15 protein-coding genes and 1 other annotated feature are annotated in these 13,656 nt (G+C 51.4%); of the genes, 11 read left to right on the plus strand and 4 right to left on the minus strand.

All coding sequences use genetic code 11. From position 1 onward, the window contains the following. Positions 1-3 precede the first annotated feature (3 nt). The 3 genes from rsmS to priC are packed head-to-tail and all read right to left on the minus strand — an operon-like array spanning position 4 to position 973. Complete coding sequence (gene rsmS / locus IX31_RS22340; RefSeq protein ID WP_064516707.1) at positions 4-159, minus strand: pleiotropic regulatory protein RsmS; 156 nt, start codon at positions 157-159, stop codon at positions 4-6. Beyond that, on the minus strand, positions 160-408 hold the full coding sequence (locus IX31_RS11000) for a GlsB/YeaQ/YmgE family stress response membrane protein (RefSeq protein WP_034458077.1): 249 nt from the start codon (positions 406-408) through the stop codon (positions 160-162). Positions 409-436: 28 nt separating this feature from the next. Then, positions 437-973, minus strand: coding sequence for a primosomal replication protein PriC (priC, locus tag IX31_RS11005; protein ID WP_034458079.1), 537 nt, complete (start codon positions 971-973; stop codon positions 437-439). Between the two features lie 45 nt (positions 974-1,018). On the opposite strand from priC, the gene IX31_RS11010 reads away from it, so the two are divergent. The 4 genes from IX31_RS11010 to IX31_RS11025 all read left to right on the plus strand — a co-directional run bounded on the left by IX31_RS11010 (position 1,019) and on the right by IX31_RS11025 (position 4,656). Further along, on the plus strand, positions 1,019-1,396 hold the full coding sequence (locus IX31_RS11010) for a DUF454 family protein (RefSeq protein WP_034458081.1): 378 nt from the start codon (positions 1,019-1,021) through the stop codon (positions 1,394-1,396). A 149-nt stretch (positions 1,397-1,545) separates the two neighbouring features. After that, positions 1,546-2,097: an adenine phosphoribosyltransferase gene (gene apt / locus IX31_RS11015; protein ID WP_034458083.1), complete on the plus strand. Its 552-nt coding sequence runs from the start codon at positions 1,546-1,548 to the stop codon at positions 2,095-2,097. Between the two features lie 99 nt (positions 2,098-2,196). Further along, positions 2,197-4,116, plus strand: a complete 1,920-nt coding sequence (dnaX, locus tag IX31_RS11020; RefSeq protein ID WP_034458085.1) for a DNA polymerase III subunit gamma/tau — start codon at positions 2,197-2,199, stop codon at positions 4,114-4,116. After that, positions 3,446-3,510: a sequence feature (DnaX frameshifting element), on the plus strand. It overlaps the preceding gene by 65 nt. Before the next feature lie 210 nt (positions 4,117-4,326). Then, complete coding sequence (locus IX31_RS11025; RefSeq protein ID WP_034458087.1) at positions 4,327-4,656, plus strand: YbaB/EbfC family nucleoid-associated protein; 330 nt, start codon at positions 4,327-4,329, stop codon at positions 4,654-4,656. A gap of 98 nt (positions 4,657-4,754) precedes the next feature. Here IX31_RS11025 and IX31_RS11030 read toward each other — a convergent pair whose 3' ends face one another. After that, the gene (locus tag IX31_RS11030) at positions 4,755-5,666 is read right to left on the minus strand and encodes a LysR family transcriptional regulator (RefSeq protein ID WP_241767185.1); all 912 of its coding nucleotides are present in this window, start codon (positions 5,664-5,666) and stop codon (positions 4,755-4,757) included. A 104-nt stretch (positions 5,667-5,770) separates the two neighbouring features. On the opposite strand from IX31_RS11030, the gene IX31_RS11035 reads away from it, so the two are divergent. The 7 genes from IX31_RS11035 (at position 5,771) to IX31_RS11065 (ending at position 13,530) form a co-directional block, all read left to right on the plus strand. Next, positions 5,771-6,637: a pirin family protein gene (locus IX31_RS11035; RefSeq protein ID WP_034458091.1), complete on the plus strand. Its 867-nt coding sequence runs from the start codon at positions 5,771-5,773 to the stop codon at positions 6,635-6,637. 75 nt (positions 6,638-6,712) lie between these two features. Continuing rightward, positions 6,713-7,390 (plus strand): isochorismatase family protein, encoded by a 678-nt coding sequence (locus IX31_RS11040; RefSeq protein WP_034458093.1) that lies wholly within the window; start codon positions 6,713-6,715, stop codon positions 7,388-7,390. A 105-nt stretch (positions 7,391-7,495) separates the two neighbouring features. Next, on the plus strand, positions 7,496-8,101 hold the full coding sequence (gene recR, locus IX31_RS11045; RefSeq protein ID WP_034458095.1) for a recombination mediator RecR: 606 nt from the start codon (positions 7,496-7,498) through the stop codon (positions 8,099-8,101). A 236-nt stretch (positions 8,102-8,337) separates the two neighbouring features. Then, complete coding sequence (gene htpG / locus IX31_RS11050) at positions 8,338-10,212, plus strand: molecular chaperone HtpG (protein ID WP_034459992.1); 1,875 nt, start codon at positions 8,338-8,340, stop codon at positions 10,210-10,212. Between the two features lie 208 nt (positions 10,213-10,420). After that, positions 10,421-11,065, plus strand: coding sequence for an adenylate kinase (adk, locus tag IX31_RS11055; RefSeq protein WP_034458097.1), 645 nt, complete (start codon positions 10,421-10,423; stop codon positions 11,063-11,065). 134 nt (positions 11,066-11,199) lie between these two features. Beyond that, positions 11,200-12,162 (plus strand): ferrochelatase, encoded by a 963-nt coding sequence (gene hemH / locus IX31_RS11060; RefSeq protein WP_034458099.1) that lies wholly within the window; start codon positions 11,200-11,202, stop codon positions 12,160-12,162. A gap of 63 nt (positions 12,163-12,225) precedes the next feature. Then, positions 12,226-13,530 (plus strand): inosine/guanosine kinase, encoded by a 1,305-nt coding sequence (locus IX31_RS11065; RefSeq protein ID WP_034458101.1) that lies wholly within the window; start codon positions 12,226-12,228, stop codon positions 13,528-13,530. Positions 13,531-13,656: the final 126 nt, after the last annotated feature.

A 13,656-nucleotide genomic window follows, 5' to 3' on the forward strand; every position in this document is an offset into this window, starting at 1 on the left:
AAATTAGCGGGAGGTGTTCTCTTCCCGTTTACGCAAAAAATCCTGACGGACAATCTCAAGCGCTGCGAGCGCGGTTTCCGTCGGGATTTCATGTTGTTCCAGCAGCATTATCAAATCGACAGCCAGTTTGACTTCTTCTGGTGCGTTTTCCAGCGACATTTAGTTGATCCGTAGTTTGCGAAATAAAAAGAGAAAAAGCAGCGATCCGGTCACTGCAGCTAACAGCGAGCGCACATCAAGCGTTGCCAATGTACCAATATTAAACACAGCGCAAATATAGCCGCCGATAAGTGCTCCCGCGGTGGTCGTCACGACCGCAATCGCAAACACGCCGCTTCTGGCTGGGCATAATAGTTTCATCATTACCGCGACCAGCACACCGATTATTACCCAGGCTAAAAGTCCCATGGCTTTGCTCCAGATTCACCGACTCTAATTAGCTTAGTCCACGCTCTCGCCTTTCGATTGCACGCTCTATACGAGTGAGTGCCTGGCGACAACGCTGCAAACGACCTTCAAGGGCGGCCAGTTCTTTCTGGAGTTTTTGCTGTCCGGCGAGCGTGACTTGTACCGAAAGTTGGCTTTCACGATCGCTAATCATAATCTGGATGCGGCGCTCATAATCCTGATGGGTTGAGAGCTTTTCATACAAGTTTTCAACCACGGGCGGTTGTGGATCATTTTTACGCATCTTCCAGGTCGCCAGTTCACGCTGCAACGCGGAAATCTGTGCCACGAGTTTTTCGGCGAGATAAGCAACTTGCTCCGCTTTGCCGACTTTCACGCTAAGCTCTAACTGCGCGAGATTTGCCTGAACTTCGGTCAAATAATCTTTGAGCTGTGTGCTGTGAGTGGAAAACAGTTTACGATCGAAGCGTGCTTGCGATGCGCGTTGTAACGAGACAGGCGCAATGGCCTGTGCGAGTTCCGCGACGCGAGCATCCAAAGCTTGTAACAGCGCGGCGGTTTTCACAAAATGAATCTCCAGTGTTGCACGTGTTTAAGTACGGAATAATGAATGAAACGGATCATTTTAATCATCATTGGTTGGCTGGCGGTAGTCCTTGCGACGCTGGGTGTTGTCTTGCCTTTACTTCCCACAACCCCATTTTTGCTGCTGGCGGCCTGGTGCTTCGCCCGTTCCTCGCCGCGCTTTCATCACTGGTTACTGTACCGCTCATGGTTCGGCAGTTATATCCGCCACTGGCAGGACCATCGTGCGTTGCCGCCTGGAGCTAAACCCAGAGCACTGATTTTCATCGTATTAACCTTTGCGGTGTCCCTTTATTTGGTCAATATTCTGTGGGTCAGACTACTATTATTAGTGATGATGTGCGCACTGCTGTTCTTTATGTGGCGGATGCCGGTAATTGATGAAAAGCAACAAAAGCCATAAACCGCATTTGCAGTGGTTGCAATTGTTGGTGCCAGCCAGTAAATTCGACCGTTTTCGAGCATGGTATGGCTGATTAATGAATCATCAATACTTCATTAATTAACCCGCTCCGTGCTTTGTTAGAACCATGTTTTTAGCAGGCATTAATTATGACCGCGACTGCGCAGCAGCTTGAATATCTGAAAAATAGCATCAAAAGTATTCCAGACTACCCAAAACCTGGGATCTTATTCCGTGACGTTACCAGCTTGCTTGAAGATCCGAAAGCCTACGCCACCAGCATCGAGTTATTAGTCTCACGCTTCAAAGACGCCGGCATCACTAAAGTGGTGGGTACTGAAGCGCGTGGGTTTTTATTTGGTGCACCGGTTGCGCTGGAACTGGGTGTCGGCTTCGTTCCGGTACGCAAGCCGGGCAAACTTCCGCGTGAAACTATCGCTGAAAACTACGAGCTGGAATACGGCACCGATCAACTGGAAATCCACGTTGATGCAATCGAGCCTGGCGACAAAGTTCTGGTAGTGGACGATCTGCTGGCAACCGGCGGCACCATCGAAGCAACAGTGAAACTTATCCGCCGTTTGGGTGGGGAAGTGACCGACGCTGCGTTTATCATCAATCTGTTTGATATTGGTGGTGAACAGCGCCTGGAAAAAATGGGTGTGAAAAGCTACAGCCTCGTCCTTTTCCCTGGTCACTGAGTTCAGCCTCACTTCTTCAATCTCAAGCCTCGCCCGATGGGTGAGGCTTATGTTAGCATTACCCCCCAATTCACACCCGCGATGTAGAGCCTATCTCGTATGAGCTACCAGGTCTTAGCCCGCAAATGGCGGCCACAAACTTTTGCTGATGTTGTCGGCCAGCAACACGTGTTGACTGCTCTGGCTAATGGCTTATCCATGGGCCGAATCCATCACGCCTATCTCTTTTCGGGGACGCGTGGCGTGGGTAAAACATCCATCGCTCGCCTGCTGGCGAAAGGGTTAAATTGTGGAACCGGTATCACCGCCACCCCTTGTGGTGTGTGCGACAATTGCCGCGAAATCGAACAAGGCCGCTTTGTTGACTTGATTGAAATCGATGCTGCCTCGCGTACCAAAGTAGAAGATACCCGTGACTTGCTGGACAACGTTCAGTACGCCCCGGCGCGTGGCCGTTTCAAAGTCTATCTTATCGATGAAGTGCATATGCTCTCCCGCCATAGCTTCAACGCATTGTTGAAGACGCTGGAAGAGCCGCCATCGCACGTCAAATTCCTGCTGGCAACTACCGATCCGCAAAAATTGCCGGTCACGATTCTTTCGCGTTGTCTGCAATTCCACCTGAAAGCGCTGGATGTTGAACAAATCCGCCATCAGCTGGAATACATTCTTGGCGAAGAAAAAATCCCCAGCGAAACCCGTGCTCTGCAACTGTTGGCTCGCGCTGCAGATGGCAGCCTGCGCGATGCGCTAAGCCTTACCGACCAGGCGATTGCCAGTGGTGATGGGCAGGTAACAACCGCCGCTGTCAGCACGATGTTGGGTACGCTCGATGACGACCAGGCTCTTTCGCTAGTAGAGGCGATGGTGCAGGCTGATGGTGAGCGAGTGATGAACTTGCTTAATGAAGCCGCTGGGCGTGGTGTTGAGTGGGAAGCGTTGCTGGTGGAAATGCTGAGTTTGCTGCACCGCGTGGCAATGGTTCAGCTTTCGCCTGCCGCTTTGGGCAGCGACATGGCCGCGATTGAACAGCGTATGCGTGAGCTGGCGCGCGTCGTGCCACCTGCTGAAGTCCAACTTTATTACCAAACCTTGCTGATTGGCCGCAAAGAGCTTTCCTGGGCACCAGATCGCCGCATGGGCATAGAAATGACGCTGCTGCGCGCGCTGGCATTCCACCCGCGCAAGCCACTCCCGGAGCCCGAACAACCGCGGCAGGCACAAAGTATTCCGGTGGTGAACCCTGTTCCGGTGCGTCAACAAATGGCACCCCCGCCACGGCCAAATGAGTCTGCGCTGCCAGACACCACCAGTCAGGTGTTGCAAGCGCGAACACAGCTCATGCGCCAGCAGGGAGCCAACAAAGCAAAAAAGAGTGAGCCGGCAGCGCCAAATCTAGCGCGGCCGGCAAAGAACAGCACCGCTCTGGAACGTTTAGCCTCGGTGAGCGAGCGTATCCAGTCCCGGCCCGCAGCGCTTACAGAAGAAAAGCCTGAGCCTAAGCCCGAAGCTTATCGCTGGAAGTCGCAAATTGTTTCTGATGTCGTTGAAGAACCCGTTGCGACACCAAAAGCATTAAAGCGCGCGATGGAGCATGAGAAAACACCTGAGCTTGCGCAGAAGCTTGCTCTGGAGGCCACTGAGCGCGATAGCTGGTCGGCTGAAATTAGCCAGCTGGTGTTACCGAAATTAGTGCAGCAACTGGCACTAAATGCCTGGAAAGAGCAGGACGGCAATCGTGTCTGTTTGCACTTGCGTCCGGCATTACGGCATTTGAATTCACCGTCGGCACAGAAAACGCTGGCGGACGCGATGAGTACTTTTAGTGGTGAAACTGTTGAGCTGACTATTATTGAAGATGATAATCTTGCGCAACGTACCCCGCTTGAGTGGCGTCAGGCTATCTACGAAGAGAAGCTTGCGAACGCGCGGGAATCAATGAGAACTGACAATAACATTCAGACACTGCGTCGTTTCTTTGATGCGGAACTGGATGAAGACAGTATTCGACCTATTTGACAGACCAGCCACGCTGGTTTGTTGTAAACCCTGATAGCCGTTAATTGTTATACCCACTAGCATTCGAGTTGCGGGTAGGCGGCCAGGACGAGAATCCCCAGGAGCTTACTTGAGTAAGTGACTGAGGTGAGCGTCTGCAGCCAACACCCCGGCAGCTTGAAGGATGATGGGTAGATGCGGTTAGTCGGCCCGAGCAAAAGAGAGAAGACTATGTTTGGAAAAGGCGGTCTGGGCAACATCATGAAGCAAGCCCAGCAGATGCAGGAAAAAATGGCCCAGGTTCAGGAAGAAATCGCCCAAATGGAAGTCACTGGCGAATCTGGCGCGGGTCTGGTTAAAGTGACCATCAATGGTGCTCACAACTGCCGTCGCGTGGAAATCGATCCAAGCCTGATGGAAGACGACAAAGAGATGGTTGAAGACTTGGTTGCTGCGGCCTTCAACGATGCGGCTCGCCGTATTGGCGAAGCGCAGAAAGAAAAAATGGCGGGTGTTTCCAGCGGGATGCAGTTGCCACCAGGCTTCAAAATGCCGTTTTGATCAGTTTGGCGGATGACGCATGCGCTTATCCGCCCTACGATTGACACTGTTTGTCTTTTGTAGGTCGGGTAAGCGCAGCGTCACCCGACATGACATTCTCACTCCTCCTCAAACCCCGCATAACTCTCCACCAGAAAATCAATCAATGCCCTGACAGCCGGTAACTGGCCGCGCCGTGAAGGAAACACCAAATGAATAACCTCACGCCTTGCTCGCCACTCCGGTAACAAACGCACCAGGCTTCCGTCTGCCAGTTGCTTGTTAACCATTAGTATTGGTAACTGAACCACACCCACACCTGCCAGCGCAGCCGCTCGTAGCGCATCCATATCGGTGGTCACAAAGCGTGGTTTGTGGTGCAGCGTCACTTCCTGATTATCCGGGCCGAACAGACACCAGCGATAAACTTGCTGTGGTTTTGATAACGCAAGGCTGGGCCAATGCTGAAGATCTGCCGGTGACGCTGGGGTGGTAAAGCGCTCAACCAGTTCGGGACTGGCAACCAGGCACATGCCGCGATCTGCCAGTTTACGCATCACCAGATCGCTATCGTCCAGAGGCAATGGGCGTACCCGCACCGCTAAGTCGACATTTTCATTGAGCACATCAACCTGGCGATTTGTCTCTTCAAGCTGCACGGTGACTTGCGGATACAGAGCCATAAATTTCGCCAGCATCTCCCCGATATGCACATGCAGCAGGGCAATTGGGCAGCTCAGGCGAATCAGCCCACGAGGCTCTGCGCGTAACGAATTAATCGCTTCCTGCGCAGCTTCGGCTTCAATAATCATCGCCTTGCAGTGGCGATAAAAGATCTGCCCGGCTTCGGTCACCGTGAAACTGCGTGTTGAACGTTGAATCAGGCGTGTCTCCAGGCTCTCTTCTAATAGCGCAATACGGCGACTCAAGCGTGATTTTGGAATCCCGATAATGCGGCTTGCAGGAGAAAACCCTCCGTTATCCACCACTTGCACGAAATACCATAGATCGTTGAGGTCTTGCATTTTCATTGTCCTGTTTATGGAACACTGAGTTCATTTTCAGAGTCTACCGGCTAATTCGTCTTATGAGTAAGCTTTATCTCAACAGAAATCGACACTCAATGGAGATAACGATGAAATCAATTCTTGGCGTTTATTCAGCACCTGCTTCCCACTGGGTGGGCGATGGCTTCCCGGTTCGCTCACTGTTTTCTTACTCAAAATTTGAAAAACAGCTCAGCCCGTTCCTGCTGCTCGATTACGCAGGCCCAGCGGAATTTAAGCCGAGCAACAAAGGGCAGCGTGGCGTAGATGTACACCCGCACCGTGGTTTTGAAACCGTCACCATCGTCTACAAAGGTGAAGTTGCGCACCGTGACTCCACCGGCAGCGGCGGGGTGATTGGCCCGGGTGACGTGCAGTGGATGACCGCAGGTAGTGGCATTTTGCATGAAGAGTTCCACTCACCGGCATTTAGCGAGAAGGGCGGTACGCTTGAAATGGTTCAGCTGTGGGTCAACTTGCCAGCCAAAGACAAATCGACACCACCGAACTACCAGTCCATTACCGACGCTGATATTCCGGTCGTGACACTGCCAGATAACGCAGGCCAGGTGCGAGTCATCGCTGGCGAAATGGATGGCGCAAAAGGCCCGGCACATACGTTTTCACCGCTGCGTGTGCTGGATATGCGACTCAATGCGCACAGTTCTACGCAACTGACGCTGCCAGATGGCTGGAACACGGCGCTGGTGGTGCTCAAGGGCACCGTGCAGGTCAATGGGCAGGAAATTGCTCGCGAAGCACAACTGGTCGTGCTGGATGCGAAAGGGGAGACGGTAACGCTTGAAGCCAATAACGACGCCGTTGTGTTGGTGTTGAGCGGTGAGCCACTTAATGAGCCAGTGGTCGGTTACGGGCCGTTTGTGATGAACACTCGTGAAGAAATCAAAGAGGCCATTGACGATTTTAACAGCGGAAAATTTGGCCAGAAAGTTTAACTAGCATAAACGGCTATCGTCCCGGTAGCCGTTAATTTTCAGTAGTTTATTTAGTAAATAAAAGAGGATATGAATATGTCACCTGCAAACTTTAATGGACAAATTCCTACGATTGACCCTAACGACGCGGTCATGCTGCTTATCGACCATCAAAGTGGTTTGTTCCAACTGGTGCACGATATGCCAATGCCAACTTTACGCACTCACGCCACTGTGCTTGCTAAAGTTGCCACGCTTGCCAACATTCCGGTGATCACCACCGCTTCTGTGCCACAAGGCCCGAACGGCCCGCTGATCCCTGAAATCCACCAGTACGCACCGCATGCTCAATATGTGCCGCGCAAAGGTGAAATCAACGCCTGGGACAACCCCGATTTCGTCGCTGCGGTAAAAGCTACCGGGCGCAAAACTCTGATTATTGCCGGTACTGTAACCAGCGTATGCATGGCTTTCCCGGCGATCAGTGCTGCGGCCGAAGGTTTTAAAGTCTTTGCGGTAATTGATGCCTCAGGTACCTATTCCAAAATGGCCCAGGAAGTGACTTTGGCACGTGTGGTGCAGGCGGGGGTTGTACCGATGGATACCGCAGCCGTGGTAGCAGAAGTCCAGCACACCTGGAACCGTGACGATGCTATGGAGTGGGCAAATCTGTGGGGTGGTGTGTTTATTGAGTATGGCTTGCTGATGGAAAGCTACCAAAAAGCGCAAGACGTAGTGACCAATCAAGAGCAACTCGACTCCCAACGCGCTTAAAAGTTTTCCCCTTGCGCAGCACCTCGCACAAGGGGATTATTTTCTATGTCCTTCCACGGGGCTAATGTTAGGCTATGGCCCACTCTTTTTTCAGAAGTCTGAGCGATGCAAACCAGTCCTTTACTTACCGCCCTTATGGAATCCTTGCGCTGCCTGCCAGGCGTTGGCCCAAAATCTGCCCAACGTATGGCGTTCGCGCTCCTGCAACGCGACCGCAGCGGTGGGATGCGTCTTGCTCAAGCATTAACACGCGCGATGTCTGAAATCGGCCACTGTGCTGATTGCCGTACCTTTACCGAACAGGAGGTGTGCGCAATCTGCGCCAATCCGCGTCGTCAGGAAAACGGTCAGATTTGTGTAGTGGAAACCCCTGCGGATATTCACGCTATTGAAGCGACCGGGCAGTTTTCCGGGCGCTATTTTGTGCTGATGGGGCATTTGTCTCCGATTGACGGTATCGGCCCGCAAGATATTGGTCTCGACAGGCTCGAACAGCGTCTTGAGCGCGAGACAATCAAAGAACTTATTCTTGCCACCAACCCTACCGTGGAAGGTGAAGCCACCGCCAACTATATTGCCGAGCTATGCGGGCAATATGGCGTGGATGCCAGCCGCATCGCGCACGGTGTGCCGGTGGGGGGCGAGCTGGAAATGGTTGATGGCACCACGCTTTCGCACTCTTTAGCTGGCCGTCACAAGATTAATTTCTAATTTTACCCGTCATACTTGAAGCTGCATCTGCGTTGGCTGCACTCACAAACCCCAGTCACTTACTTTAGTAAGCTCCTGGGATTTGCTTCCTTGCTGCCTTGATGCAACTCCAATTATTTAGGGTAAAGAAAAAGAGATATTCATTTCCCCGCTTGAAATTTTGCTTTCTTATCCTCATATCACCCTCAACGTTTTAATCCCCTGCGTAATTTGATTTTGTTGAGGTATCAATGACCATGAAAGGACAAGAGACTCGTGGCTTCCAGTCTGAAGTGAAACAACTTCTGCACCTGATGATCCACTCCCTCTATTCAAATAAAGAAATTTTCCTGCGTGAGCTGATCTCCAACGCCTCTGATGCGGCAGACAAATTGCGCTTCCGCGCATTGTCTCAGCCAGACCTGTACGAAGGTGATGGTGAGCTGCGTGTGCGCGTCTCTTTTGATAAAGAAAAACGCACTTTGACCATTGCCGACAACGGCATCGGTATGACTCGCGACGAAGCGATTGATCACCTCGGTACGATTGCAAAATCAGGCACCAAAGCGTTCCTCGAATCTATGGGTTCTGACCAGGCGAAAGACAGCCAGCTTATCGGCCAGTTTGGTGTGGGCTTCTACTCTGCGTTTATCGTGGCAGACAAAGTCACCGTGCGCACCCGTGCTGCAGGTGTACCTGCTGATCAGGCTGTGTTCTGGGAATCTGAAGGTGCTGGCGAATATACCGTTGCGGATATCACCAAAGCCGATCGCGGTACTGAAATTACTCTGCACCTGCGTGAAGGTGAAGATGAGTTCTTAGATGACTGGCGCGTGCGTTCCACCATCAGCAAATACTCAGACCATATCGCCTTGCCGGTTGAGATTGAAACCCGTGAAGAAAAAGACGGTGAAACCATTCTCGGCTGGGAAAAAATCAACAAAGCCCAGGCTTTGTGGACCCGCAGCAAGTCTGAAATTAAAGATGAAGAGTACAACGAGTTCTACAAACATGTAGCTCATGACTTTACCGACCCGCTGACTTATAGCCATAACCGCGTGGAAGGGAAGCAAGAGTACACCAGCTTGCTGTACATCCCGTCTCAGGCACCGTGGGATATGTGGAACCGTGACCACAAACACGGCCTGAAACTCTACGTGCAGCGCGTGTTCATCATGGACGACGCTGAGCAGTTTATGCCGAACTATCTGCGTTTCGTGCGCGGCCTGATAGATTCCAACGATCTGCCGCTGAACGTCTCGCGTGAAATTCTGCAAGACAGCCGCGTAACGCAGAACCTGCGTAGTGCGCTGACTAAACGCGTATTGCAGATGCTGGAAAAACTGGCGAAAGACGACAGTGAAAAATACCAGACCTTCTGGAAAAACTTCGGCCTGGTACTGAAAGAAGGCCCTGCTGAAGATAATGCAAACCAGGAAGCTATCGCTAAACTGCTGCGCTTTGCGACCACGCATACCGATTCTGCTGCACAAACCGTGTCGCTTGAAGAGTACGTGTCACGCATGAAAGAAGGGCAGGAGAAGATTTACTACATCACCGCCGACAGCTATGCAGCCGCGAAGAGCAGCCCGCATCTGGAATTGCTGCGTAAGAAAGGCATCGAAGTGTTGCTGCTTTCTGACCGCATCGACGAGTGGATGATGAGCTACCTGACCGAGTTCGATGGCAAAATGTTCCAGTCAGTCAGCAAAACTGACGAATCGCTGGAAAAACTGGCCGACGAAGAAACGCCGGAAGCGAAAGAAGCTGAAAAAGCCCTTGAACCGTTTGTTGACCGTGTGAAAACCCTGCTGGGCGAGCGTGTAAAAGAAGTGCGTCTGACGCATCGTTTGACCGATACGCCAGCTATCGTGACCACCGACAGCAACGACATGAGCACGCAAATGGCAAAACTGTTTGCTGCTGCGGGCCAGGAAGTGCCAGAAGTGAAGTACATCTTTGAGCTGAACCCGGATCACGGTCTCGTAAAACGTGTGGCGGATACTCAAGATGAAGCGCAGTTCGGCGAGTGGGTTGAGCTGCTGCTTGACCAGGCTCTGTTGGCTGAGCGCGGTACGCTGGAAGATCCAAACCAGTTTATCCGTCGTATGAACCAGTTGCTGGTTTCTTAATGACAGGAGGCGGGTAGCGATTACGTTTACTCGCCATCCTCTATCAAGAAAAGACAAAAACCTGCCAAAACGGCAGGTTTTTTTTCATCTAAACGCCGCTAACAGCGCTCACAAGCCCCGCTATTCTTGAGGTGAATACGCCTTTAATGGTAAGGTCATCGCCTCTGCTTTAAATAATCAAAAATCCAAACGAATGGGGAATTACGCAATGCGTATTATTCTGCTTGGCGCTCCGGGCGCAGGTAAAGGAACTCAGGCTCAGTTCATCATGGAGAAATATGGCATTCCGCAAATCTCCACTGGTGACATGCTGCGTGCTGCAGTGAAATCTGGCTCAGAGCTGGGCAAACAAGCAAAAGACATCATGGATGCCGGTAAACTGGTTACAGATGAACTGGTTATCGCTCTGGTTAAAGAACGTATTACCCAGGAAGATTGCCGTAACGGTTTCCTGCTTGATGGTTTCCCTCGCACTATTCCACAAGCTGATGCAATGAAAGAAGCGGGCATCAATGTGGATGTGGTTCTGGAATTCGCCGTACCGGACGAGCTGATTGTTGAGCGTATCGTTGGCCGTCGCGTACACGCGCCATCTGGCCGCGTTTATCACGTCACCTTCAATCCACCAAAAGTGGAAGGCAAAGATGATGCGACTGGCGAAGAGCTGACTACTCGTAAAGACGATCAGGAAGAGACCGTGCGTAAGCGCCTGGTGGAATACCATCAGATGACTGCTCCGTTGATCTCTTATTACAGCAAAGAAGCAGAAGCCGGTAACACCAAATATGTGAAAATCGACGGCACCCGTAAAGTGACCGAAGTGAGTGCTGAGCTGGCTAAAATCCTCGGCTAATTCACTGGGTATATAAGAATACCAGGACTTGTTCCTGGTATTTTTTTACCCAAATTTTGCCCTTTCGCTGTAATCGGTTCTCCTGAGGCGCTTTTACGTTACAATTATCAGCAATCTGTTGATAAGGAGTGGAAATGAATCAGGAAAAAGTGGGTATCTTACTGGCAAACCTTGGCACGCCTGACGCTCCCACTCCGGCTGCGGTAAAACGCTATTTACGCCAGTTTTTGAGCGACAAACGCGTGGTTGATACACCGCGTCTAATTTGGTGGCCGCTATTGCGTGGCGTGATTTTGCCGCTGCGTTCTGCTCGTGTCGCCAAACTGTATCAGTCGGTATGGATGGAAGAAGGTTCTCCGCTACTGGTCTATAGCCGCCGTCAACAGACCGCACTTGCTGCCCAGTTACCTGGCACTCCGGTTGTACTCGGGATGAGTTATGGTTCGCCCTCGCTGAAAAGTGCTGTGGAAGAACTGATGACGCATCACGTAGACCATATTGTGGTGCTGCCGCTCTATCCGCAGTTTTCTTGCTCAACGGTTGCGGCCGTCTGGGATGAACTGGGGCGTATTTTTGCCAATTACCGCTCATTGCCGTCAATTTCACTGATTCGCGATTATGCCGAAGACACTTCATATATCAACGCGCTGGCGGCTTCAGTAAAACACTCTTTTGCCCAGCACGGTGAGCCGGACGTTCTGCTGCTTTCCTACCACGGTATTCCGCAGCGTTATGCCAACGAAGGGGATGATTACCCACAACGCTGCCGTGATACGACCCGTGAATTGCTTTCAGCGCTTGAGCTGCCTCCTGAAAAAGTGATGATGACTTATCAGTCGCGTTTTGGCCGCGAACCATGGCTGATGCCGTATACCGATGAAACACTGAAAATGTTGGCTGAGAAAGGGGTGAAGCACATTCAGGTTATGTGCCCAGGATTCTCTGCCGATTGTCTCGAAACTTTAGAAGAAATGGCGGTGCAAAACCGTGAAGTCTTCATCGAAGCAGGTGGCACAAAATATGAATACATTCCTGCGCTTAATGACGACCCAGCCCACATTGCAATGATGATGAACCTGGTGCAGAAATATCGCTGATCTCGCTTAGGGCCGTTAATGTGCTACCATTTCCGGCCTGATTAGCAAACTCCGAACAACATCATGAAATTTCCCGGCAAACGAAAATCCAAACACTACTTTCCTGTAAACGCGCGTGATCCATTACTGCAACAGGTTCAGCCTGAAAACGAGACAGGAACTTCCTGGATAGTCGGGATCGACCAGACGCTGGTGGATATCGAAGCCAAAGTCGATGATGCATTTGTTCATCGTTACGGTTTGAGTTTCGGGCATTCTCTTGTTATTGAAGATGATGTTGCGGAAGCGCTGTATCAGGAATTGGTGAAAGAAGATCTGATTACCCACCAGTTTGCCGGTGGCACCATTGGCAACACCATGCACAACTATTCGGTTTTGGCCGATGACCGTTCTGTACTGCTGGGTGTGATGTGCAGCAATATCGAAATTGGTAGCTACGCCTACCGTTACCTTTGCAATACCTCCAGCCGTACCGACCTCAACTACTTGCAAGGTGTTAATGGGCCAATCGGCCGCTGCTTTACGCTTATTGGTGAGCAAGGTGAGCGTACCTTTGCGATAAGCCCAGGCCACATGAACCAGTTACGAGCCGAAAATATCCCTGAAGAGGTGATTGCCGGGGCCTCGGCGTTAGTTCTGACTTCATATTTAGTGCGCTGTAAAGATGGCGAACCCATGCCAGAAGCGACCATGCAGGCCATCGCATATGCGAAAAAATACAACGTTCCTGTTGTGCTCACGCTTGGCACCAAATATGTCATCGCAGAAAACCCACAATGGTGGCAGGCGTTCTTGAAAGAACATGTCTCCATTCTTGCGATGAACGAAGAAGAAGGGCTGGCGCTGACCGGCGAAAGCGATCCATTGCTGGCGGCGGATAAAGCGTTAGATTGGGTTGATTTAGTACTGTGTACCGCAGGGCCTGTGGGCTTGTATATGGCGGGCTTTACGGAAGAGTCCTCTAAACGTACGACACAACATCCGCTGCTGCCGGGTGCGATTGCCGAGTTTAACCAGTACGAATTTAGCCGCGCAATGCGCCACAAAGATTGCCAGAACCCGATGCGTATTTTCTCGCACATCGCGCCATATATGGGCGGGCCTGAAAAAATCATGAACACTAATGGTGCGGGCGACGGTGCGCTGGCGGCATTGCTGCACGATATTACGGCGAACAATTATCACCGTTCTAACGTGCCAAACTCCAGCAAACACCAGCATACCTGGCTGACCTATTCATCTCTGGCACAAGTGTGTAAATACGCAAACCGCGTAAGTTACCAGGTGTTGAATCAGCACTCTCCGCGCCTGACGCGTGGCTTGCCAGAACGCGAAGATAGCCTCGAAGAGTCTTATTGGGCGCGTTAAAACTTTAGGTATAGAAATGCTTCAGAAGGCTGGTAAGTAAAACTTACCGGCCTTTTTTACATGCTAGTGCCGGTAAAATTGATTTTACACGCCAGTGCCGGTAAAGTTGATTTTACACGCTAGTGC

It is taken from the genome of Buttiauxella noackiae (assembly GCF_000737905.1).
In the GTDB taxonomy this organism is placed as follows: Bacteria; Pseudomonadota; Gammaproteobacteria; order Enterobacterales; family Enterobacteriaceae; genus Buttiauxella; species Buttiauxella noackiae.